General features: G+C 62.6%; 23 protein-coding genes and 1 tRNA gene. 17 read left to right on the forward strand and 7 right to left on the reverse strand.

The genetic code is table 11. From position 1 onward, the window contains the following. Window positions 1–66 precede the first annotated feature (66 nt). From ACEQXE_RS00795 to ACEQXE_RS00810, 4 genes are all read left to right on the forward strand, one after another. Window positions 67–142 (forward strand) — tRNA-Lys (locus ACEQXE_RS00795). 174 nt (window positions 143–316) lie between these two features. Further along, the gene (gene ribB / locus ACEQXE_RS00800; RefSeq protein ID WP_370176986.1) at window positions 317–1,516 is read left to right on the forward strand and encodes a 3,4-dihydroxy-2-butanone-4-phosphate synthase; all 1,200 of its coding nucleotides are present in this window, start codon (window positions 317–319) and stop codon (window positions 1,514–1,516) included. Window positions 1,517–1,522: 6 nt separating this feature from the next. Continuing rightward, a complete protein-coding gene (gene ribH, locus ACEQXE_RS00805) occupies window positions 1,523–1,945 on the forward strand; it encodes a 6,7-dimethyl-8-ribityllumazine synthase (protein WP_370176987.1) in 423 nt (140 codons plus the stop codon). A 54-nt stretch (window positions 1,946–1,999) separates the two neighbouring features. Beyond that, the gene (locus ACEQXE_RS00810; protein WP_370176988.1) at window positions 2,000–2,266 is read left to right on the forward strand and encodes a hypothetical protein; all 267 of its coding nucleotides are present in this window, start codon (window positions 2,000–2,002) and stop codon (window positions 2,264–2,266) included. A gap of 83 nt (window positions 2,267–2,349) precedes the next feature. On the opposite strand, the gene eno is transcribed toward ACEQXE_RS00810, so the two are convergent. Continuing rightward, window positions 2,350–3,636, reverse strand: coding sequence for a phosphopyruvate hydratase (eno, locus tag ACEQXE_RS00815; protein WP_370176989.1), 1,287 nt, complete (start codon window positions 3,634–3,636; stop codon window positions 2,350–2,352). A gap of 165 nt (window positions 3,637–3,801) precedes the next feature. On the opposite strand from eno, the gene ACEQXE_RS00820 reads away from it, so the two are divergent. From ACEQXE_RS00820 to ACEQXE_RS00845, 6 genes are all read left to right on the forward strand, one after another. Further along, a complete protein-coding gene (locus ACEQXE_RS00820; protein WP_370176990.1) occupies window positions 3,802–4,350 on the forward strand; it encodes a hypothetical protein in 549 nt (182 codons plus the stop codon). A 125-nt stretch (window positions 4,351–4,475) separates the two neighbouring features. Further along, window positions 4,476–4,799, forward strand: coding sequence for a phage holin family protein (locus tag ACEQXE_RS00825; RefSeq protein ID WP_370176991.1), 324 nt, complete (start codon window positions 4,476–4,478; stop codon window positions 4,797–4,799). After that, window positions 4,796–5,107, forward strand: a complete 312-nt coding sequence (locus ACEQXE_RS00830) for a hypothetical protein (RefSeq protein ID WP_370176992.1) — start codon at window positions 4,796–4,798, stop codon at window positions 5,105–5,107. The genes ACEQXE_RS00825 and ACEQXE_RS00830 overlap by 4 nt, the downstream gene beginning before the upstream one ends. Window positions 5,108–5,188: 81 nt before the next feature. After that, window positions 5,189–5,668, forward strand: coding sequence for a hypothetical protein (locus ACEQXE_RS00835; RefSeq protein WP_370176993.1), 480 nt, complete (start codon window positions 5,189–5,191; stop codon window positions 5,666–5,668). A gap of 94 nt (window positions 5,669–5,762) precedes the next feature. Further along, window positions 5,763–6,008: a DUF4170 domain-containing protein gene (locus tag ACEQXE_RS00840; RefSeq protein WP_370176994.1), complete on the forward strand. Its 246-nt coding sequence runs from the start codon at window positions 5,763–5,765 to the stop codon at window positions 6,006–6,008. 7 nt (window positions 6,009–6,015) lie between these two features. After that, complete coding sequence (locus tag ACEQXE_RS00845) at window positions 6,016–6,495, forward strand: GNAT family N-acetyltransferase (RefSeq protein WP_370176995.1); 480 nt, start codon at window positions 6,016–6,018, stop codon at window positions 6,493–6,495. A gap of 145 nt (window positions 6,496–6,640) precedes the next feature. On the opposite strand, the gene greA is transcribed toward ACEQXE_RS00845, so the two are convergent. From greA to carA, 5 genes are all read right to left on the reverse strand, one after another. Next, window positions 6,641–7,108: a transcription elongation factor GreA gene (gene greA, locus ACEQXE_RS00850; protein WP_370176996.1), complete on the reverse strand. Its 468-nt coding sequence runs from the start codon at window positions 7,106–7,108 to the stop codon at window positions 6,641–6,643. Between the two features lie 119 nt (window positions 7,109–7,227). Further along, on the reverse strand, window positions 7,228–10,548 hold the full coding sequence (carB, locus tag ACEQXE_RS00855; RefSeq protein ID WP_370176997.1) for a carbamoyl-phosphate synthase large subunit: 3,321 nt from the start codon (window positions 10,546–10,548) through the stop codon (window positions 7,228–7,230). After that, window positions 10,548–10,787, reverse strand: a complete 240-nt coding sequence (locus ACEQXE_RS00860) for a hypothetical protein (RefSeq protein ID WP_370176998.1) — start codon at window positions 10,785–10,787, stop codon at window positions 10,548–10,550. Before ACEQXE_RS00860 ends, carB begins: the two co-directional genes overlap by 1 nt. Before the next feature lie 356 nt (window positions 10,788–11,143). Then, a complete protein-coding gene (locus tag ACEQXE_RS00865) occupies window positions 11,144–11,383 on the reverse strand; it encodes a hypothetical protein (protein WP_370176999.1) in 240 nt (79 codons plus the stop codon). 71 nt (window positions 11,384–11,454) lie between these two features. Beyond that, a complete protein-coding gene (gene carA, locus ACEQXE_RS00870) occupies window positions 11,455–12,633 on the reverse strand; it encodes a glutamine-hydrolyzing carbamoyl-phosphate synthase small subunit (RefSeq protein WP_370177000.1) in 1,179 nt (392 codons plus the stop codon). Window positions 12,634–12,793: 160 nt separating this feature from the next. Between carA and ACEQXE_RS00875 the strand changes: the two genes are divergently transcribed. From ACEQXE_RS00875 to rpoD, 5 genes are all read left to right on the forward strand, one after another. Further along, the gene (locus ACEQXE_RS00875; RefSeq protein WP_370177001.1) at window positions 12,794–13,246 is read left to right on the forward strand and encodes a GatB/YqeY domain-containing protein; all 453 of its coding nucleotides are present in this window, start codon (window positions 12,794–12,796) and stop codon (window positions 13,244–13,246) included. After that, a complete protein-coding gene (locus ACEQXE_RS00880; RefSeq protein ID WP_370177002.1) occupies window positions 13,243–13,944 on the forward strand; it encodes a hypothetical protein in 702 nt (233 codons plus the stop codon). Before ACEQXE_RS00875 ends, ACEQXE_RS00880 begins: the two co-directional genes overlap by 4 nt. Before the next feature lie 125 nt (window positions 13,945–14,069). Then, entirely contained in the window at window positions 14,070–14,366 is a 297-nt protein-coding gene (locus ACEQXE_RS00885) for a GIY-YIG nuclease family protein (protein WP_370177010.1), read from the forward strand. Between the two features lie 12 nt (window positions 14,367–14,378). After that, entirely contained in the window at window positions 14,379–16,292 is a 1,914-nt protein-coding gene (gene dnaG / locus ACEQXE_RS00890) for a DNA primase (RefSeq protein WP_370177003.1), read from the forward strand. Window positions 16,293–16,295: 3 nt separating this feature from the next. Then, complete coding sequence (gene rpoD, locus ACEQXE_RS00895) at window positions 16,296–18,305, forward strand: RNA polymerase sigma factor RpoD (RefSeq protein ID WP_370177004.1); 2,010 nt, start codon at window positions 16,296–16,298, stop codon at window positions 18,303–18,305. A gap of 24 nt (window positions 18,306–18,329) precedes the next feature. Here the strand turns inward: rpoD and ACEQXE_RS00900 are convergent, their stop codons facing one another. Next, the gene (locus tag ACEQXE_RS00900) at window positions 18,330–19,571 is read right to left on the reverse strand and encodes an EAL domain-containing protein (RefSeq protein WP_370177005.1); all 1,242 of its coding nucleotides are present in this window, start codon (window positions 19,569–19,571) and stop codon (window positions 18,330–18,332) included. Between the two features lie 114 nt (window positions 19,572–19,685). Between ACEQXE_RS00900 and rpiB the strand changes: the two genes are divergently transcribed. Together rpiB and glyA are read left to right on the forward strand one after the other, a co-directional pair. Further along, complete coding sequence (gene rpiB, locus ACEQXE_RS00905; protein ID WP_370177011.1) at window positions 19,686–20,150, forward strand: ribose 5-phosphate isomerase B; 465 nt, start codon at window positions 19,686–19,688, stop codon at window positions 20,148–20,150. Between the two features lie 4 nt (window positions 20,151–20,154). Beyond that, the coding region (glyA, locus tag ACEQXE_RS00910; protein ID WP_370177006.1) for a serine hydroxymethyltransferase at window positions 20,155–21,388 on the forward strand (1,234 nt) is incomplete at its 3' end.

Below are 21,388 nucleotides of genomic sequence, written 5' to 3' on the forward strand. Positions count from 1 at the left end.
ACGCCTCCCGCTGGCGAATCGCTTCACGAATCGCAGGCGTGGCCTCTCCCAGATGCAGGCCAGTGTGGACGCATAGCTCAGTTGGTAGAGCAGCTGACTCTTAATCAGCGGGTCCTAGGTTCGAGCCCTAGTGCGTCCACCACTCCCCCTCCCCTAAGCGATGCCCCCAGCCCGGATACACGACTGCTAAGCTGACGTGCGCGCACACTCGCAATATTGCGATGTGATGCCTACACCTTGCAATCACATTACGATGTGATACTGGGTCTGCATGCACACGATCGAAAAAGTCCGAACGCTTGTTTCCCAAGGCCTCATGACCCGGGCAGGCCTGGCGCGCGCAGCCGGGCTCCACGCCAACACGCTGCGGGATTGCGGCGAGGAAGGCTGGAACCCCACCGCCGACACCCTCGCCAAACTCGATGCCTTCCTCGAAGCCAATGACGAGACCCCGGTGATTGTCGGTGCGGAAGAGATCATCGACGAAGCGCGCAACGGGCGCATGTACATCCTGGTCGACGACGAGGACCGCGAAAACGAGGGCGATCTCATCATTCCCGCGCAGATGGCGACGCCTAGCGCGAGCAACTTCATGGCCACGCATGGGCGTGGGCTGATCTGCCTGTCGCTCGATAGGAAGCGGGTCGAGGCGCTCGGCCTCCAGCCGATGAGCCGCGACAATCGCGAAAGCATGCAGACCGCCTTCACCACCTCGATTGAGGCGAAGGAAGGCGTGACTACCGGCATCAGCGCAGCCGACCGTGCGCGCCCGGTGACGGTGGCCATCGACTCGGCCAAAGGCCCCGACGATATTGTTTCGCCGGGCCATGTCTTCCCGCTTGCAGCGCGTGATGGCGGTGTGCTGGTACGTGCCGGCCATACCGAAGCAGCGGTAGACATCTCGCGCCTTGCCGGGCTCAATCCATCGGGCGTGATCTGCGAGATCATGAACGAGGATGGCACGATGGCGCGGCTCGACGACCTGATCGGGTTTGCACGCAAGCACGACATGAAAATCGGCACGATCCGCGACCTCATCGAATATCGCATGCGTCACGATCATCTTGTCGAACGTGTGGGCGAGGATGCCTTCGAATCCGATTATGGTGGCGACTGGCGCCTGCTGACCTATCGCAACACGGTGGATGGCAGCGAAAGCTACGTCTTGCAGAAGGGCCACGTCGTGGAAGGCGAGCCCACCCTCGCCCGCGTCCACCCGATCTCGATCTTCGACGACGTGCTGGGCAAGCCCGGCCCGCGCAAGCGCACATTGCAGCGTGCGATGCAGGCCGTGGGCGAGCATGGATCGGGCGTGATCGTGCTGATCACCGGTCGACCGGCCGCGAACGCGAGCTACAGCGAGAACGACGCGCAGCGAAATGTCGGCATCGGCTCTCAGATCCTTGCCGACCTCGGGATCGAGGACATGATCCTGCTCAGCAATTCGCAACCCAATGTCGTGGCGATCGAAGGCTATGGCCTGAACATTGTCGGTCACATGCCCATCCCGGAGTAACCCAGCATGACCCGTTTCCTTATCGTCGAGGCGCGTTTCTACGCAGAGCTGAATGACAAGCTGATCGTGGGTGCGCGCGCCGCCCTGACCGGTGCGGGGCACGAGGTGGATGTCCTGACCGTGCCAGGCGCGCTCGAAATCCCCGGCGCCATCGCGCTCGCGGCAGAGAGCGGCCAGTATGACGGTTTCGTTGCCATCGGCGTCGTGATCCGGGGCGAGACCTATCACTTTGAGATTGTCGCGGGCGAAAGCGCACGCGCAATTATGGCGCTGACGATGGACGGGATCGCCATCGGCAACGGCATCCTGACGGTCGAGAACGAAATCCAAGCGCAGGTCCGGGCCGATCCCGCGCAGAAGAACAAGGGCGGCGAGGCGGCGCAGGCAGCGATGGCGTTGCTCGATATTGCGGGCAAGTTCGCTCGGTAAGGCTAACCTTTGCGTAGTTGCGAAACGGATCGCACCCTAATGGATTAGGTGGTCATGAATGGCCCGCTCGAATGGATTGCCTCGATTGGCACGATCATCGCCGCATCGCTCCTCGCCTTCGATCTGGGGAGACGGGCAAGCGCCTATGGCTTCGTCCTGTTTTGTGTGGTCGCGGCGCTGTGGGTCTATATCGGGCTGACGTCCAACGCGATCCCCCTGGCGGCGATGAACGGCGTGCTACTGTGCATCAACGCCTGGGGTGTGTGGCAATACTGGTTCCACCCGAAGAACCGCAGTGATGGTGCGGAGCCGCATTCGTGAATCCCAGCGGACGCTGGAATTTCCAACAATCGAAGCGCTACTCCGTTTGAGGTCCCAGCTTTCGCCGGGACTCACACTGCATCTTAGCGAGACAGGCGCCCGAAGCAGGCGTGGCCCGCATAGTGCGCGCTGTCGCCCAGCTCTTCCTCGATCCGGATCAGCTGGTTGTACTTGGCCAGCCGGTCCGACCGGGCGAGGCTGCCGGTCTTGATCTGCCCGCAATTGGTCGCAACCGCGAGATCGGCGATGGTCGCATCTTCCGTTTCGCCCGAACGGTGGCTCATCACCGCCGTGTAACCGGCACGGTGTGCGATATCGACCGCGTCCAGCGTCTCCGAAAGCGTGCCGATCTGGTTGACCTTCACCAGCAGCGAATTGGCGAGCCCCTGGGCGATCCCGTCGCGCAGGCGCGCAGGGTTCGTCACGAACAGGTCGTCACCCACCAGCTGGACCATGTCACCGACCTTGTCGGTCAGCGCCTTCCAGCCTTCGAAATCGTCTTCCGCCATCCCGTCTTCGATCGAACGGATCGGGTAATCGGCGCATAGCGCGGCGAGGTAGTCCGCCATCCCGGCTCCGCCCAAGGTCGCATCTTCGCCGGACAGCACATACTTGCCGTCCTTGAAGAACTCGGTCGATGCGCAATCGAGCGCGAGTACGATGTCGGTGCCCGGGGCGAACCCGGCCTTTTCTATCGACTGCATGATCAGGTCGAGCGCTGCGCGCGTGCTGGCGATGTCAGGCGCAAAGCCACCCTCGTCACCGACCGAGGTGGAAAGGCCGCGCGCCGACAATTCCTTCTTCAGCGTGTGGAACACTTCCGCGCCCCACCGCACCGCTTCGGCCAGGCTCTCCGCGCCGACCGGCATGATCATGAATTCCTGGATGTCGATCGGGTTGTCCGCATGTTCGCCGCCATTGATGATGTTCATCATCGGCACCGGAAGAACGTGTGCGGATACTCCGCCGACATAGCTCCACAGGGGCAGTCCACGGGCATTCGCTCCGGCCTTGGCGATGGCAAGGCTGGTGCCCAGCAGCGCATTCGCTCCCAGTCGCGCCTTGTTCGCCGTGCCATCGAGGGCGATCAGCATCGTATCGACATCGCGCTGGTCCTCGGCGTCGATGCCCAGCAGCGCATCGGCGATCTCGCCGTTCACCGCCCCTATGGCCTGCTGCACACCCTTGCCCAGGTAACGGTCGCCATCGCCATCGCGCAGCTCCACCGCCTCATGCGCCCCGGTCGAGGCACCAGAGGGCACTGCAGCACGGCCGAAGCTGCCATCTTCGAGCAGGCAATCCACTTCGACGGTTGGATTCCCCCGGCTGTCGAGAATTTCGCGCGCATGCAGATCGATTATGGCAGTCATGGAACCTCCGGTCGGAACGTGCTATTTCGGGCTCGGAAACATGCCCCCGGCCCCAGCTGCTGGGCGGCTTATGCGGTGGAACGAACCCTTGCAAGGTGCGTTGCACAATTGAGGACGGCGCCAGCTTTGGCCTGTCGAAATCTATTGCGAAAAGAGGGAAAACCCATGGCTATTGACGACAAGACCAACGAGACCACCAGCGCCGTTCCGCTCAAAACCGATGCTGCAGGCGCTGCAACGGGTTCCGCAAGTGCAGAAAGTGCCGCCGGTGTGGATGAGGCGAAGTCGCGCTTCAATTCCGCGCTCGACGAAGCCAAGGCCGGCGCCCAGGCCTTGCGCGGCGAGGCTGGCCAGCGAGCCGAAGCCTACAAGGAACAGGCCAAGGTCAAGGGCAGCGAATATGCCGAGCAGGCGAAGGCCAAAGGCGGCGAACTTGCCGTCGAGGGCAAGCACAAGGCCAGCGAAGCCCTGACCTCGCTCAGCAAGGTCGTGGCCGAGAATGCGGCCAAGATCGACGACAATTTCGGCCCCAAATACGGCGACCATGCCCGCAACGCGGCTCGTGGTCTGCAAGATGCCGCTACCCACATCGATACCAAGTCTTACGAGGAACTGGGCGACGAGGCCCGCGATTTCGTCCGCAAGAACCCCGGCCTGTCGGTCGGTATCGCGGCGGTCGGCGGATATATCCTCGCCCGTCTGTTCCGTCGCTAAGGCGATCCGGCTAAGGAGGGTCTGTGCCGGAACACCATGAAAATCAGGAGCCTGCCGCGTCCCACGACCCGGCAGGCTCGCCTCATTCGGAGTCCACACGGGCCGACGAAGAGCCTTTGGGCTCTTTGTTTGACGATGCTTACGCGCTGTACGAGGACGGGCGGACCTATCTGGAGGCGGAGGTCGCCTTCCAGAAATCGCGCGCAACCTTTGCCGCGCATGAGAGCAAGTCCGGTATCGTGTTTGCAATGGCGGCGATGGGCCTGCTCCACCTCGCGCTGCTCGGCCTCGTCGTCGGCCTGATCATCGCGTTGGAACCTTTTCTGGGCGCTTTCGGCGCGATGGGCCTGGTGGTCGGTGCATTGACCGTTCTTGGCATTCTTCTCGCACTGATGGCCCGCGGAAGGTTCAAGCGGATTACCAAGGTATTCGACGGAGACAGGGAATGAGCCGCAGGGCCCGGCAGCTGGCAGAGGATCGTGCGCTGCGCGATGCTGCACTTGCCCTCGTCAAAGACGATATCGCCCACCTGCGCGGCGACTTGCGCGAGAAGGGCATTGTCGCCCGGATTGCCAGCTCGGCGGCGCTGGGCACCGCCGACATCGTCGAGGAAGGCATGGAGCTGGCCGAGAAGCACAAGCCGGCATCCTACGGCATCGGCGCAATCCTGGCGATGATCGTCGGCTGGTGGGCGCTGGGCGGCGGCTCAGGCGCACGGGACGACGAAGACGACTATGCCTGGGACGAAATCGACTGACAGGCGCCCGTACGCCGGAACTCTCGGGCGATCCGGGCGCTACATAGAAGAGGCATAATTTTCGAGGTTTGGAGAACCACCATGAGCACCCAGGAACAACGCGACGAGCTACGCCGCAAGATCGAAGAGAGCGAGCGCCGCAATGAGGAACGCGGGATTGCCGATATCGCCCGTGAGGCGACCGACAATGCGACGCAGTTCGTCAAGACACACCCGATCCTGACCGTCAGCGTCGTCGCGCTGGTCGGGCTCGCCATCGGCTCGCGCACCACGCGTGGACGCGAACTGACCGGTCGCGCGGTCGGCTTCGCCGATCACCTGCTCGATCTCGGCATGGCTTATGCTGGTGGCATGGCCACCCGTGTCGGCGATGCGACCCGCCACGGCGGGGATCGCCTGGTCGATTTTGGCGATGATATTGCATTCGGCGGCCGTGCCGCGCGCCGTAACGCGCACTATTTTGCGGAACGGCAGAAGGATGCGGCTCGCCATGCCGGTCGCCGTGCAGCACGCAAGACGGGCCGCGGTTACCGCGACCTGCGCTCCGCGCTGCCTTTCTGATCGCCAGACCCGTTTAAAGGGTCCCGGCCCTTGTAAGAAAGCCCGCTCGCGCTAATGCGTGCGGGCTTTTTCATGTTCAACGGAGATTCCCCCGATGTCCGACAATCAGGTACAGGAAACCACCACCCAACAACGGCTCCATCTCGTCATGGGAGGCCGCGTCAAGGATCCACGCTCGGTCGAATTTCAGGACCCGGAGAGCATTCATGTCGTCGGTGTGTTCAGCAGCTACGAACAGGCCGAGGATGCCTGGCGGTCCAACGCGCAGCGCACAGTCGACGATGCCGAGATGAAATATGTGATCGTCCATATCCACAAGCTGCTCGAGCCTGCGGTCTGAGCGGACAATGCGTTATCGCATCCGCCCGTTTCGCAACGAGGATGCGGATGCGCTGGCCAAATTGGCTGTGCGGGCCATCGAGATAATCGGTCCGTGCGCCTATTCCGCAGAGCAAGTTGCGGCCTGGCGCGCCCGGCACGGCGATGCGGAGCGTTATCTGGAAAGTGCGGAAGCAGGCCAGCTGATCTTGGTCTGCGTCGACGATGCAGACCGCCCCTGCGCCTATGCCCTGCTCGAACGCGACGGGCATCTGGACCACCTCTATTGCGATCCGGATCATACCCGGAAGGGTCTGGCCGAAACCCTGCTCGCCGAAGCCGAGATTGCCGCGCGAAATTCAGGCGCGGCGCGGCTCTACACTGAGGCGAGCGAGCTGGCCCGCCCCGCTTTCGAGCGCGCAGGCTACCGCGTCTCGCAGCGCCGCGATTTTGAGATCGACGGTGTTGCGATCCACAATTTCGCGATGGAGAAGGCGCTGGCCGTATAACACCCCTCCTCTTCAGAGGAGGGGCAACGAGCGTTGGCAGCTTGCTGCCTTACGCGCAGTGGGGTGGTGCCGAGACGAAATGCGACCCGGCGGTCGCGCAACCACCCCCAACCCCCCTCCTTTGAAAAGGAGGGGGAGGTAGGCCTCACACGAATTCGATCTTGTCGAGCAGGTAGAACTTGTCGCCCGACGGTACGGTCACCTCGATCTCTTCGCCAACCTTCTTGCCGATCAGCGCGCGGCCCAGCGGAGAATTGTAAGAGATGCGGCCCGATTTCGCGTCCGCCTCGGTCTGGCCGACGATCTGGTACTTCACCGGCTTGTCGTCCTCGTCGAGCAAGGTAACGGTTGCACCGAACACCACCTTGTCGCCACTCAGCGTCTGCGGATCGATGATCTGCGCACGCGTCACGCGGTCCTCGATCTCGGCAATCTGCGCCTCGACCTGGCCCTGCCGTTCCTTGGCGGCGTGATATTCGGCATTCTCCGAAAGATCGCCATGTGCGCGCGCTTCTTCGATCGCGTCGACGATTTTCGGACGTTCCGCGCGCAGGGCTTTGAGGTCGGCCGTCAGCCGCTCGTAACCTTCTGCCAGCATCGGAACTTTTTCCATGGGTACCCCCGATCTATCCTGTTTGCCCTGCCCGGCAGCGCCTTGTCCGAAAGTCCGATCTTCGCCGCGCCCTTGCGGGGCGGATGGGACGAAGTGGATTTTCGGGAAAAGTACTGTCGTCAGGTCGCAGAATAATAGGACTGGAGCGAGCGAACTTCAAGCGTGTGCGATTTGAGCGCACTCATCGCTTCCACAGCCGCGCGCCCGGCAGAGGCCGTGGTGAAGTATGGCACCTTGTGTTCCAGCGCGCTGGCGCGGATCGACTGGCTATCCCGCAGCGACTGCCAACCCTCGGTCGTATTGAGGATCAGGTCGATATCGCCATCGATGATCCGGTCCACAATATGCGGGCGTCCCTGCGCGACCTTGTTAACCTGCGTCACGGGAAGGCCCTGGTCGACGATATAGTCGTGCGTGCCGCCGGTCGCGATGATTTCGAACCCCAGATCCACCAATCCGCGAACCGCATCGACGATCTTCGCCTTGTCGCTGTCTTTCACCGAAACGAAGGCCCTGCCCTCGCTCGGCAGCATCATGCCGGCACCCAGCTGCGCCTTGGCGAAAGCCATCGCGAAATCCTGGTCCAGCCCCATCACCTCGCCGGTCGATTTCATTTCGGGGCTGAGGACCGGGTCTACTCCGGGGAAGCGCCCCCACGGGAAGACCGCTTCCTTCACCGCGACATAGTCAAGCTCGCGCGTGATTTCCGGCAGGTCGGCCAGCTTCTCGCCCGCCATGATCCGCGATGCGAACTTGGCGATGGGCTGGCCGATGGTCTTGGCGACGAAGGGCACCGTACGGCTTGCGCGCGGGTTGACCTCGATCAGGTATATCTCGTCGTCCTTCACCGCGAACTGGGCGTTCATGAGGCCGACGACCTTGAGCTCGCGCGCCAGCGCTTCGGACTGACGCTCGATCTCTTCGACCACTTCGGCGGACAGCGAGTATGGCGGCAGCGTGCAGGCGCTGTCGCCCGAGTGCACGCCCGCTTCCTCCACGTGCTGCATCACGCCCGCGACCACGATGTCGGTGCCGTCGCACAACACGTCGACATCGCATTCGATCGCATCGCGCAGGTACTGGTCGATCAGCACCGGGCTCTCGCCCGACACCTTCACCGCGCTGGCGATGTAGTCGTCCAGCTGGGCTTCGGAATCGACCACCTGCATCGCGCTGCCACCGAGCACGTAGGAGGGGCGCAGCAGCACCGGATAGCCGATGGTGCGCGCGGCAGCGGCGGCTTCGTCGCGGCTCTTGGCGATGCCGTTGTCCGGCTGCTTGAGTTTCAGCTTGTTGACCAGCTTGGCAAACCGCTCGCGGTCTTCGGCCAGGTCGATGGCGTCGGGCGAAGTGCCGAGGATCGGGATCCCCTCGTCCTCCAGCGCCTGCGCCAGCTTGAGCGGGGTCTGTCCGCCGAACTGGACGATCACGCCGACCAACTCGCCTTTGACCATTTCGCGGCCGAGGATCTCGAGCACGTCTTCGGCGGTCAGCGGCTCGAAATAGAGCCGGTCGGACGTGTCGTAATCGGTGGAGACCGTCTCCGGGTTGCAGTTGACCATGATCGTCTCGAACCCGGCCTCGCTCAGCGCGAAGCAGGCGTGGACGCAGCAATAGTCGAATTCGATGCCCTGCCCGATCCGATTGGGCCCGCCGCCCAGGATCACGATTTTCTTGCGGTCGGAAGGGTCGGCTTCGTCTGCCGGAGCGCCGAAGGCAGGCGCCTCGTAGGTCGAGTACATGTAGGGCGTCACCGCCTCGAACTCGGCGGCGCAGGAGTCGATCCGCTTGTAGACCGGGAGCACGCCCAGCTTGTGGCGCAACTTGCGCACCTCGGTGGCGCTGGTCGCGCCCGCCATCGCCTGCATCGCATCATGCAACAGGCCCGAGCGCGCGGCCTCGGCACCGCGTGCCGCGCCGACCGATTGCACCGCCAACCGCGCGAGTTGCGCATCGGAAAAACCGAGCGATTTCAGCTTGCGGAGGTCCGCAGCTTCGCGCGGCAGTCCGTCCTCGGCAACCTGCTTTTCGGCAGCGATAATCGCTTCGATCTGGCGCAGGAACCACGGATCGTAGGTGGTAGTCTCGCGGATCGTTTCGAACGGGATACCGGCACGGAACGCCTGCCCGATGCCGAGCAGGCGGGACGGAGTCCGGCGGCTGATCGCAGCGATGACCTGGTCTTCAGACGCATCGAGCAGTTCTTCAACGGGGTCTAGCCCGTCCAGACCGGTCTCAAGCCCGCGCAAGGCCTTCTGCAGGCTTTCGGCAAAGTTGCGGCCAATGGCCATCACCTCTCCGACCGACTTCATCGCGGTGGAGAGGACGGGTTCTGCACCCTTGAACTTCTCGAATGCGAAGCGCGGGATCTTGGTGACGACGTAGTCGATGGTCGGTTCGAAGCTGGCCGGGGTCGCGCCGGTGATCTCGTTGGTGATCTCGTCGAGCGTGTAGCCCACCGCCAGCTTTGCCGCTACGCGCGCGATGGGGAAGCCTGTGGCCTTCGACGCCAATGCCGAGGAGCGCGAGACACGCGGGTTCATCTCGATCACGATCAGGCGGCCGTCCGCCGGATTGACCGCGAACTGCACGTTCGACCCGCCCGTCTCGACCCCGATCTCGCGCAGCACCGCGATGCTGGCGGAGCGCATGATCTGGTATTCCTTGTCGGTAAGCGTCAGCGCGGGCGCGACGGTGATGGAATCGCCTGTGTGCACGCCCATCGGATCGACGTTTTCGATCGAGCAGATGATGATGCAGTTGTCCTTGCGATCGCGGACAACCTCCATCTCGTATTCTTTCCACCCGAGCAGCGATTCCTCGATCAGCACCTCGGTGGTGGGCGAGGCGTCGAGCCCTTCGCGCACGATCCGCTCGAACTCGGACTTGTTGTAGGCGATCCCGCCGCCCGTCCCGCCCAGGGTAAAGCTGGGGCGGATGATCGAGGGGAGCCCGGTGCGTTCGAGCACGGCAAAAGCCTCGTCGACCGTCTTGGCAACTCCGCTGCGCGCGGATTCGAGGCCGATCTTGTCCATCGCCTCGCGGAAGCGCTGGCGGTTCTCCGCCTTGTCGATCGCGTCGGCATCTGCGCCGATCATCTGCACGCCGTGCTTCTCCAGTGCGCCGCTTTCGAACAGCTTGAGCGCGCAGTTGAGCGCGGTCTGCCCGCCCATTGTCGGCAGCAGCGCGTCGGGCTTTTCCTTGGCGATGATCTTCTCGACCACCTCGGGCGTGATCGGCTCGATATAGGTCGCGTCGGCGAACTCGGGATCGGTCATAATCGTCGCCGGGTTCGAATTGACGAGGATGACACGGTAGCCCTCCTCCTTCAGCGCCTTGATCGCCTGCGTGCCCGAGTAATCGAACTCGCACGCCTGCCCGATGATAATGGGGCCTGCGCCGATGACGAGGATGGAGGAAATGTCGGTACGTTTGGGCATTATTGGCCTTCTGGTTCGCTTGCCTGCTCGGCGCTGTCTTCAAATGGGTTGCTGAGAGGAAACACGCCAGCTTCCAAAAGGAGTGCGTCGGTTGCGAGGTAGGCATCGTCAAAGCGATAAAAGAACCGGGATTCTAAATCTGCGGCGGCTGGGCAATCTTCGACGTGTCGATCAAAGAAAGATCGGACCGCCTGCCGGACCTCGGTGAGTCTGTCCGCAGCGGTCTCACCGAACGCCATGACGGCTCCTGTGCTGTGGAGCTCGACTGGCCGCTCCGTGCCGCACGCTGGAGCTATCGTTTCCATAAGCAAGGGTGATGCATAAATCGATGGCTCCCTAGCGACATAGATGGCTACGAAAATTCCATCGAGGTCTCGCACCATTGCTGCATGATATTCGGGGTGTGAGCCCACAAACCATTCGTCAGTTTGCGCTGCAGCCGGGGCTTGGGTCCACAGAAGTACGAAGCCACCGATCAGAACTTGTAAGAGATTTCTCATCCCTGCATCCCCACGAATTTCTCAAATAGGGTGAAGCCGCTCAGCGGCCCCACACCGTTGGCGATGATGGAGGAAGTGTCAGTGCGTTTAGACATTTAAGCGTCATTGGTCCGAATATAGATGAGTGGAATCCGTCGGCGCGTTCTTTCTTCGGAAAGGCAAGATTGTATGGGACCTGCTTTTTCCTCGGGAATTCCATGAAGCGTTAAATAGCCGCATTCTTCACACCAGCGGATTTTCTGCGCGTCAATGCCGCACGTAGCCAACGATTGTAAAACCTCGTTACTAAGCTTCAAATCAGGAGAATGGGTGGCTTCTTTTGCCGGATCGGCCATGGATTTTTCGTTTGAGCATGCAGGAATCATCGTCAGTAGCGAGGCTGAAACTAGAATTCGAAAAGCGTAAGTCACCCCAGCATCCCCACGAATTTCTCGAACAGGTAGAAGCTGTCCTGCGGGCCGGGGCTCGCCTCCGGATGATACTGCACCCCGAACGCCCGCTTCCCCGTAATCGCGATCCCGCAATTGGTGCCGTCGAACAGCGAGACGTGCGTCTGCTCGACGCCTGCGGGCAGCGAGTCGCCGTCGACCGCGAAGCCGTGGTTCATGCTGGTGATCTCGACCAGCCCGGTCGCCTCGCCCCATGCTTCGCCGACACGCTGGACGGGATGGTTCGCGCCGCGGTGGCCCTGGAACATCTTGCTCGTCTTCGCGCCCGCCGCGAGGCCTAGGAGCTGGTGGCCGAGGCAGATGCCGAAGATCGGCACGTCGCGCTCCAGCAGGCCCTGGATTACCGGCACCGCATAGGCTCCGGTCGCGGCCGGATCGCCCGGACCGTTGGAGAGGAACACGCCATCGGGCGAAAGCGCCAGCACATCCTCCAGCGAAGTCTCCGCCGGCACCACCGTCACCCGCGCGCCTGCGCGGACCAGCTGGCGGAAAATGTTGTCCTTCGCGCCGTAATCGATCGCGACGACGTGGGGCTTCTCCGCCCCGCCCTCGCCATAGCCCTTGCCCAGCTCCCAGTGGCCGCCGCGCCAGCCCTCGTGCGCCTTGCGGCTCACCCGGCGGGCGAGGTCCATGCCCTCTAGCCCGGCCCAGTCTCGCGCCTTGGCCAGCAGCGCGTCGAGGTCGAACACGCCATCCGCCGCATGCGCAATCACTGCATTGGGCGCGCCGTTCAGGCGGATCAGCCGCGTCAGTGCGCGGGTATCCACGCCCGCCAGCCCGATCTTGCCCTGATCCTTCAGCCAGCCATCGAGATCGTGGGTAGAGCGAAAATTGCTCGGCCCCGTAGGCACCTCGCGCATGATGCAGCCGAGCGCGCTTTCCACCTTGCTCTCGATATCTTCCGGGTTCGCGCCGACATTGCCGATATGCGGGAATGTGAAGGTGACGATCTGCCCGGCATAGCTCGGGTCGGTCATCACTTCCTGATACCCGGTCATCGAAGTGTTGAAGCACACCTCGCCCACCGCGCTGCCTTCCGCCCCGCAGCCGATCCCCCACAGGGCAGTGCCATCGGCCAGCAGGAGCAGTCCGGTCGCGCCATCGGGTTGCGCAGGGGTAATCTCGGCTGAAGCCATGGGCCTGTCCGTTCCTAAAGTGTTTCCGGCGATGTGCGCTAAGCCATCGGGCTAGGCGTGTGGTTCCCGACCGTCAAGCGGCAGAACCCCCTCCCGCCCACAGGAACATTTGTTATAGCCGCACGTCTCTTGAATAAGACGCAAGGACATAACGGAAACCATGATACGCGAGACGATCCAGAAGGAAGTCATCGCCGCGATGAAAGGCGGCAACAAGGAGCGTACGGCCGCGCTCCGCCTGATCCAGGCCAAGATCAAGGACCGGGATATCGAGCTGCGCACTTCGGAGAAGAAGGGCGAAGATGACGAGATCGTCACCGATGTGCTGCTGAAGATGGCCAAGCAGCGCAAGGAATCGATTGCGATGTACCGCGATGGCGGGCGCGACGAGCTGGCCGCGCAGGAAGAGGCCGAGCTGGCCGTGATCGAGGAATTCCTGCCCAAGCAGATGGACGAGGCCGAAACGAAGGCCGCCATCGAGCAGGCGAAGGCCGATACCGGCGCCGCCAGCATCAAGGATATGGGCAAGGTGATGGCGGAGCTGAAAAGCCGGCATGGCGCCACGCTGGACATGACGCGCACCAGTGGCTGGGTGAAAGAGGCGTTGCAGTGAAATTTGCCATCGCCCTTGGTCTGTGTGCGGTATCCCTCGCTGCATGCTCGACCGAGCCGACCGAGGCCGATACCGCGCCCGATCCCGATGCGCAGGCAGAAGCGGACGCGCCATCCGAGCCGCGCACGCTCGTCGCGGCAGACTTCGGCGAGCTCGAACTGGGGGCAAGGATCGAAGGACCGGTGGGCCCCGAAGTGGAGGCTTCCATCGTGGTGGATGGCCGGTCCATCGGCGACATCGTCAGCTATGTTGCCTGTCCGGCCGAGTACGACGAGTGCGATCCCGAGGATCTGCCCGAAGGCACCGTCTACACCTATGTGCACACGATCCGGCCGGGGGTCGATGCGCCCAATGATCCGCCGTTTACGCGGCCCGTAGGGCTCGACGAGGTGCTGGCGGCCACCCTCTTCAGCACCACACGCACCGCATCGGGCTTCAACGGCGCAATCGGGTATGACCGCGATCAGGCCACCGCTGCCCTGGGGCCGGACGGAGAGATCCGGGTGCAGGACGATAACGGCACGCTCGCTTGGCGCGTGATCGGCGGCGATGGCTGGGAAACCGGCGAGCCGATCACGGTGTTCTGGCAGAGCACGCTCCCCCCCGAAGGCCCGGCGGAAGCTTATTCGCTGCGCGCCGACGAAAAGATCGCAATGGCGACCGGCCCCTTCCCGCCAAAGCAGGATGACGGGAGTTAGATCACGGGCAGGCATGCCGAATAGAAACCCGTTCGCCTCGAGCGAAGTCGAGAGGCGGTGGCGCAGAGTGTCTCGACTTCGCTCGACACGAACGGATAGGTGGGTGAACGGCCTTCTGGTGCTATATTCTCAGCTGCGCTGACGGAAAATTCTATACCGGCCATACCGACGATCTTGAGCGCCGCATGGCCGAGCATCATGCAGGCGGATATTGCGAATTCACCAGCCGCAGGCAGCCAGTCACACTCGAGTGGTCACAAGATTTTCCGAGTCGCTCAGAAGCGTTGGAAGCGGAATTGCGGATCAAGAAGTGGTCGCGTGCCAAGAAGCTTGCCTTGATTGCGGGCGATTGGAACCGCCTTTCCCATTATGCCCGCCCTCCGCACGAGCGTGTCTCGACTTCGCACGATACGAACGGCTAGTGTGGGCTCACCATGGCGCTTTCCCCACAATGGCTCGATCAGCTGCGCACCCGCGTGACGCTTTCCAGCGTCATCATGCGCACGACCAAGCTGCAGCGCGCGGGGCACGAGTGGAAGGCGTGTTGCCCGTTCCATGACGAAAAGACGCCCAGCTTCACAGTCAACGATGCGAAGGGCTTCTACCACTGCTTTGGGTGCGGTGCGCATGGCGATGTGATCCGCTGGATGACCGACCAGCGGGGTCTCCAGTTCATGGACGCGGTGAAGGAGCTGGCAGCCGAGGCCGGGATGGACATGCCCGCACCCGATCCGCGCGAGGCGCAACGGGCACAGAAACGCGCCGGCCTTCACGATGCGATGGGCGCGGCGCAGGAATTCTTCGTGTCCGAACTGGCGAGCCAGCGCGGACAGGTGGCGCGCGACTACCTCGCCAAGCGCGGCTTTTCATCAGCAATCATGCGCGAATTCGGCTTCGGCTACGCGCCCGACGAGAGGCAGGCCATCCCAAAGGCGCTTGCATCGTTGCCGCCGCAATTTCTGGTCGAGGGTGGGCTTCGCATCGCGATCGACGGGAAGGACCCGTACGACCGCTTCCGCGACCGGCTGATGCTGCCGATCCACGACGTGCGTGGCCGGGTGATCGCGTTCGGCGGGCGCATCCTGACGCCGAAGGAAGGCGCACCCAAGTACCTCAACTCGCCCGAGACGCCTTTGTTCGACAAGGGGCGCACGCTCTACAATGTCCACCGCGCGGGCCCGGCGGCACGCAAGAGCGAGCGGATCGTAGTCGTCGAAGGCTACATGGACGTGATTGCGCTCGCCAATGCGGGGATCGCAGAAGGCGTGGCCCCGCTCGGAACTGCACTGACCGAGAACCACATTGCCGAGCTGTGGCGCCACGTGCCCTGCCCCACGCTGTGCTTCGACGGCGATGCCGCTGGCCAGCGCGCCGTGCGCCGCGCGATCGAACGCGCCCTGCCGCTGCTGCGGCCCGGCCACTCGCTTAAAATCGCTTGGCTGCCCGCCGGGCTCGACCCGGACGATCTCATCAAGGCCCAAGGTGTTGCCGCTTTCGAACAGGTGCTGGAAAAAGCGCAGCCTTTGATGGAAGCGCTGTGGTCGCTTGAGGCGCGTGCCGCCCCGCTCGATACACCCGAGGCCAAGGCGGGGCTCAAGGCGCGATTGCTGGCGCATGTCGAGACGATCGAGGAGCCCGACGTCCGCTCGCTCTACCGGCGCGACCTGCTCGACAGGTTTTCCGCCTTTGCCTTTCCCCCACGCGAGAGAAGCCGCGAAAGCGCGCCGTTCCAGCCCCGCAAGGATTGGCGCCGGGAGCGGATCGAGCCGGTCCCGCGGGCACTGGTCCAGCGCCTGGAAACCTTCTCCAACGGTGGATCGCGCCCCGCCCTGCTCGCGGAAATCATTCGCCACCTGGTGGCCTTTCCTCAGCTGATTGCAGACCACAAACCGGCGCTCCACGAACTGGGCCAGGCCGATCGCGAAAGCCAGTTGTTGATCGAACCTTTCCTCGAATGGTCCGAAACGCTTGAAGTCCGGAGCGAAAGCGCCATATTCGACCGGCGCTGGGGCTCCCGGTCCGCTGAACACTCTGCTCTCGGCTTCCTTGGAGAAGCCACCGATGCAGCGACCGCGCGCGAGGATCTGGCCGATGCACTTGGTATGCTGGTTGAAAGACCGGCACTTGCGGCTGCGCTCAAAGCGGCTACCGAGCGTTTTCAGATTGACCCCGAAGGTGCCATTGCCGAGCAGCAGCGCTTGTTGAAGCGTATCAAGCGGCTCGACGACCACATTTCGGAAATTGCGAAGGACCGGATTGCGCGAGCGAAACCGGTTCGAAACACAGATTTCGATGCGTCCACGCGGGAAAGTGGGGAACGTATCGGCCAGGAAACGGATTTTCATTAGCCCATGGCGTCCGACGCAAAGACCAAAGACACCGACGATGCTCCCCTGATCGACCTCAACGAGGCATCGATCAAGAAGCTCATCACCAAGGCGAAGAAGCGCGGCTATGTCACGTATGACGAGCTGAACGAGGCGCTGCCGCAAGGCGAGATGAGTTCCGACCAGATCGAGGATATCCAGTCCGCGATTTCGGAAATGGGTGTCCAGATCGTCGAATCGGACGACGAGGTCGAGGCTGAGAAGGACGAGGTGGAGGAGATCTCCGCCGATTCGGGCAACAAGAAGGACGCCAAGCCCGCTGCGGCTGCGGCCAAGAAGCCCGTGGGCGACCGGACCGACGATCCTGTGCGCATGTACCTGCGCGAAATGGGCGCGGTGGAGCTGCTCAGCCGCGAGGGCGAAATCGCCATCGCGAAACGCATCGAGGCCGGTCGCGACACGATGATCATCGGGCTGTGCGAGAGCCCGATCACCTTCCATGCCATCATCCAGTGGTCCGACGCGCTGAACGAAGGCGAGATGCAGCTGCGCGAGATCCTCGATCTCGATGCGATGCTTTCCAAGGAACCTCCCGTCGACAAGATGGAGGAGGAGAACGAGGACGATAGCGGCGAGATTTCCGAAGAAACCGCCGGACCGACCATCCGCGACGACGACGATGTCGATGACGACGAGAATTCGGATGAGGACGGCGACGAAGACGGTGACGGCGAAACCAAGCGCCGCGACGATGACGACGACGACGACAACACCATGTCTCTCGCGCAGATGGAAGCCGCGCTCAAGCCCGATGCGCTGGAACGGTTCGCGCGGATTACCGACCTGTTCGGCAAGTTCGAGAAACTGCAGGCCGAACGCGTCGACGTGCTCGGCCGCGGCGAGGCCTTTCCCCCCGCCAAGGAAAAGAAATACGAGGGCTTGCGCGAACAGCTGACGGCGGAAGTCGAAAGCGTGCAGTTCCACGCGACCAAGATCGAATTCCTGGTCGACAACCTCTACGCCTTCAACCGTCGCCTGACTGCGCTCGGTGGCCAGATGCTGCGGCTTGCCGAACGTCACAAGATCAAGCGGATCGACTTCCTCGATGCCTATATCGGCAACGAGTTGGACGATGACTGGCTGTCGAGCCGGACGAAGGACAAGAAGTGGGCCGCCTTCGCCGAGAAGGAAGCCGACTCGATCGAGCGTATCCGTCAGGAAATCGGCGATATTGCCAGCCAGACCGGCATGGCGCTGCCCGAATTCCGCCGCATCGTGAACATGGTCCAGAAGGCCGAGCGCGAGGCGCGCATTGCCAAGAAGGAAATGGTGGAGGCGAACCTGCGCCTCGTGATTTCCATTGCCAAGAAATACACCAACCGCGGCCTGCAGTTCCTCGACCTAATCCAGGAAGGGAACATCGGCCTGATGAAGGCGGTCGACAAGTTCGAGTATCGCCGCGGCTACAAGTTCTCCACCTACGCGACGTGGTGGATCCGGCAGGCGATCACCCGCTCGATCGCCGACCAGGCCCGCACGATTCGCATCCCGGTCCACATGATCGAGACGATCAACAAGCTGGTCCGCACTTCGCGCCAGTTCCTGCACGAGCAGGGCCGCGAGCCGACGCCCGAGGAAATGGCCGAGCGGCTTTCGATGCCGCTCGAAAAGGTGCGCAAGGTGATGAAGATCGCCAAGGAGCCGATCAGTCTCGAAACGCCGATTGGCGACGAGGAAGATTCGCACCTGGGCGACTTCATCGAGGACAAGAACGCGATCATCCCGGTGGATGCCGCGATCCAGAGCAACCTCAAGGAAACCGTCACGCGCGTGCTGGCGTCACTTACTCCGCGCGAGGAACGCGTGCTGCGCATGCGCTTCGGCATCGGGATGAACACCGATCACACGCTGGAGGAAGTCGGCCAGCAGTTCAGCGTGACGCGCGAACGTATCCGGCAGATCGAAGCAAAGGCGCTGCGCAAGCTCAAGCACCCGAGCCGCTCGCGGAAGATGCGTAGTTTCCTGGATCAGTAGATATTCGTGGGCTGAGCCCTGCGCTCAGAACCGGGATTTGAGCAGGTACTGGCTCGCGGCGATGAGGGGCATCGGCTTGGCATAGTGATAGCCCTGCCCGTAGCCCACGCCTAACGAACGCAGCGTGCGGAGCTGGTCTTCGGTTTCTATTCCTTCCGCCACCACCTCGCTGCCAATTGCGTCGGCGAAGTGGACAATGGCCGTGGCCATCGCCTGACGGGCAATATCGGTGTCTATATTTGTCGTCAGACTTATGTCGAGCTTGAGGATGTCAGGAGCGAGATCGACGAGATGGCGCAAGCCCGCATAGCCGGCGCCTACATCATCGATGGCAATCCTTGCATAAGGCGAGATTTTTCGCAGTGCGGCACCAAGCGCTGCGTAATCGATGACCCGCTCGTGTTCGGTGACCTCGAGCACGATCCGCGGACCCACGAATGATGCGAGCAATTCCTCAAGCGATCCGGACAGGATAGTCTCGGGCGACGCATTGACCGAAATGTAGACCTCTTCAGGAAGCCTTCTCGCGGCCTCCAGCGCGCGCGCAACGGCAAGCGTTTCCAGCATGACGCCCTTGCCCACGCTCCGCGCATTGTTGAACCATACATCCGGCCCGCGCGCCTTTGTATCGGCAAAGCGGGTGAGACACTCGAAGCCCGCAACCGCGCCATTCTCGATATGGTGAATCGGCTGCATGACGACGGAAACCGCGTTGGCACTGATCACGTCATCGATCGATTTCGAGATCGAGCTGTTTTCCTCGTCCTGTGCCAGCGAACCTTCGATCAACTCTGCCGCCAACTGACCGAAGGCCTTGAGTACATCAATGTCGCGCTCGGTAATCGTGCGGTTTGGCTGACGACTTACGCAGCAGAAACTGCCAAAAACACTGCCGTCGGATAGCCGCAGGGGCACGTTAAGGTGGCAGCCGACCGGCAGCATGTTGGTGACCGGCAGGGTCTTGGCCAAGGGGTAATCGGCCGCATCCTGAATGAGGCTGGGCAAGCGGCCTTCGAGAATGTGCCAGCAGAAGCTGTTCTCTTTCGGCTCACGAAATCCTGCGCCCATCGGCAGATCTAGATCGGTATCGACATGCATCAGTTCGCGCTGATCGCCTTCGACATACCGCCCGACGAAGGCAATCTCGGTACCCAGGTGCTTGCGCGTCGCCCGCAAGATGCGCGTAATGCTGTCGTTTTCGATGGCTTCGAATTGGATCGGAGATTCCGGGCTGAGCGGCACGGCGAGGGCAAGTTCTTGATGCATCACAAGAGCCTAGAGGTGGACGTTTCAACATCTGGTAAAGCACGTACCATTTCGGTCGACTAGAACTGGGGATTGCGGCTGGCGATCCGGCTGCACGTCGACTATGCCCCGCCCATGCGTATCGCGATAGCTTCAGACCATGCCGCGCTCGAGATGAAGGCGGCGCTGCACGAGTGGCTCGTCGAGCTTGGGCACGAGGTCGCGGACCTCGGCCCGAACTCGCCCGACAGCGTGGATTACCCCGATTACGGGTACAAACTGGCGGCTGTGGTCGCCGATGGCACGGCAGAGCGCGGGATCGCGCTGTGCGGCAGCGGGATCGGCATCTCGATCTCGGCCAACCGACACCCCGATGTGCGCTGCGCACTGGTTTCCGAAGTGCTTTCCGCACAGCTGAGCCGCGAACATAATGATGCGAATGTCATTGCCATGGGCGCGCGCCTGATCGGGATTGAGCAGGCAAGGGCCTGCGTCACCGCCTTTCTCGATACCGACTTCGCGGGCGCCAATGACTCACAGTCACGCCACCAGCGCCGTATCGACAAGCTCTCTCACCCACCCGTCACCGAAAGCGCATAGACCGATGGCAACGATGACTGCACCCGAAGCACAGACTCGCGACCCGATGGCCCGCTTCTGGCACGACAGCCTGGCCGATGCGGACCCCGAAATCGCCGCCGCAATCGACAGCGAACTGGGCCGCCAGCGCAACAAGATCGAGCTGATCGCGTCCGAGAATATCGCGTCGAGCGCAGTGCTGGAGGCTGCGGGCAGCGTCTTCACCAACAAGTATGCAGAGGGCTATCCCGGCAAACGCTACTATGGCGGCTGCGAATATGCCGACGTGATCGAGACGCTGGCTATCGACCGCGCGAAGGAGCTGTTCGGCTGCGAATTCGCCAATGTGCAGCCCAACAGCGGATCGCAGATGAACCAGGCTGTGTTCCTTGCGTTGCTGCAGCCGGGCGACACCTTCATGGGGCTCGATCTCAATTCGGGCGGGCACCTCACCCACGGATCGCCGGTCAACATGAGCGGCAAGTGGTTCAATCCGGTCGCCTATGGTGTCCGACAGAATGATGAGCTGATCGACATGGACGCGGTCGCGGCCACGGCGCGCGAACACAAGCCCAAGCTGATTATCTGCGGCGGCACCGCCTATTCGCGCGTGTGGGACTTTGCGGCATTCCGCAAGATTGCCGACGAAGTGGGCGCGATCCTGCTGTGCGACATGAGCCATATCTCTGGCTTGGTGGCAGGCGGTGCCCACCCCTCGCCCTTCCCGCATTGCGACATCGTGACAACTACAACGCATAAGTCGTTGAGAGGGCCGCGTTCCGGCGTGATCCTGTGGAATGACGAGAAGTACACCAAGCCGCTCAACATGGCGGTGTTTCCCGGCCTTCAGGGCGGCCCGCTGATGCACATCGTCGCGGCGAAGGCGGTTGCCTTCCGCGAGGCACTGCGTCCCGACTTTGCCGACTACGCCACCCGCGTGGTCGAGAATGCGCGTGCCCTCGCCGCCAGCCTCGATGACAACGGCCTGCGGATCGTTTCGGGCGGGACGGACAATCATTCGATGCTGGTTGACCTGTCTGGGAAGGACGTGACCGGCAAGGATGCGGAAAAGGGCCTCGATCGCGCCTACCTCACCTGCAACAAAAACGGCATTCCGTTCGACACGCGCAGCCCCTTCGTTACCAGTGGACTGCGTCTCGGGAGTCCGGCGGGCACCACGCGCGGGTTCGGTACGGCGGAGTTCACCAAGATCGGCGAACTGATCGCCCGCGTGGTCGAAGGGCTTGCCAAGAACGGGC

It is taken from the genome of Alteriqipengyuania sp. (assembly GCF_964222115.1).
Classification (GTDB): domain Bacteria; phylum Pseudomonadota; class Alphaproteobacteria; order Sphingomonadales; family Sphingomonadaceae; genus Alteriqipengyuania.

What these genes read in the sequence shown, in the direction of transcription:
- greA (WP_370176996.1), bottom strand. Translation starts at nt 7,108, where the DNA reads ATGGAAAAAGTTCCGATGCTGGCAGAAGGTTACGAGCGGCTGACGGCC.
- ACEQXE_RS00820 (WP_370176990.1), top strand. Translation starts at nt 3,802, where the DNA reads ATGGCTATTGACGACAAGACCAACGAGACCACCAGCGCCGTTCCGCTC.
- ACEQXE_RS00830 (WP_370176992.1), top strand. Translation starts at nt 4,796, where the DNA reads ATGAGCCGCAGGGCCCGGCAGCTGGCAGAGGATCGTGCGCTGCGCGAT.
- ACEQXE_RS00865 (WP_370176999.1), bottom strand. Translation starts at nt 11,383, where the DNA reads ATGGCCGATCCGGCAAAAGAAGCCACCCATTCTCCTGATTTGAAGCTT.
- dnaG (WP_370177003.1), top strand. Translation starts at nt 14,379, where the DNA reads ATGGCGCTTTCCCCACAATGGCTCGATCAGCTGCGCACCCGCGTGACG.
- carB (WP_370176997.1), bottom strand. Translation starts at nt 10,548, where the DNA reads ATGCCCAAACGTACCGACATTTCCTCCATCCTCGTCATCGGCGCAGGC.
- ACEQXE_RS00835 (WP_370176993.1), top strand. Translation starts at nt 5,189, where the DNA reads ATGAGCACCCAGGAACAACGCGACGAGCTACGCCGCAAGATCGAAGAG.
- eno (WP_370176989.1), bottom strand. Translation starts at nt 3,636, where the DNA reads ATGACTGCCATAATCGATCTGCATGCGCGCGAAATTCTCGACAGCCGG.
- ACEQXE_RS00840 (WP_370176994.1), top strand. Translation starts at nt 5,763, where the DNA reads ATGTCCGACAATCAGGTACAGGAAACCACCACCCAACAACGGCTCCAT.
- ACEQXE_RS00875 (WP_370177001.1), top strand. Translation starts at nt 12,794, where the DNA reads ATGATACGCGAGACGATCCAGAAGGAAGTCATCGCCGCGATGAAAGGC.
- carA (WP_370177000.1), bottom strand. Translation starts at nt 12,633, where the DNA reads ATGGCTTCAGCCGAGATTACCCCTGCGCAACCCGATGGCGCGACCGGA.
- ribH (WP_370176987.1), top strand. Translation starts at nt 1,523, where the DNA reads ATGACCCGTTTCCTTATCGTCGAGGCGCGTTTCTACGCAGAGCTGAAT.
- rpiB (WP_370177011.1), top strand. Translation starts at nt 19,686, where the DNA reads ATGCGTATCGCGATAGCTTCAGACCATGCCGCGCTCGAGATGAAGGCG.
- ACEQXE_RS00860 (WP_370176998.1), bottom strand. Translation starts at nt 10,787, where the DNA reads ATGGCGTTCGGTGAGACCGCTGCGGACAGACTCACCGAGGTCCGGCAG.
- rpoD (WP_370177004.1), top strand. Translation starts at nt 16,296, where the DNA reads ATGGCGTCCGACGCAAAGACCAAAGACACCGACGATGCTCCCCTGATC.
- ACEQXE_RS00900 (WP_370177005.1), bottom strand. Translation starts at nt 19,571, where the DNA reads ATGCATCAAGAACTTGCCCTCGCCGTGCCGCTCAGCCCGGAATCTCCG.
- ACEQXE_RS00810 (WP_370176988.1), top strand. Translation starts at nt 2,000, where the DNA reads ATGAATGGCCCGCTCGAATGGATTGCCTCGATTGGCACGATCATCGCC.
- ribB (WP_370176986.1), top strand. Translation starts at nt 317, where the DNA reads ATGACCCGGGCAGGCCTGGCGCGCGCAGCCGGGCTCCACGCCAACACG.
- ACEQXE_RS00845 (WP_370176995.1), top strand. Translation starts at nt 6,016, where the DNA reads ATGCGTTATCGCATCCGCCCGTTTCGCAACGAGGATGCGGATGCGCTG.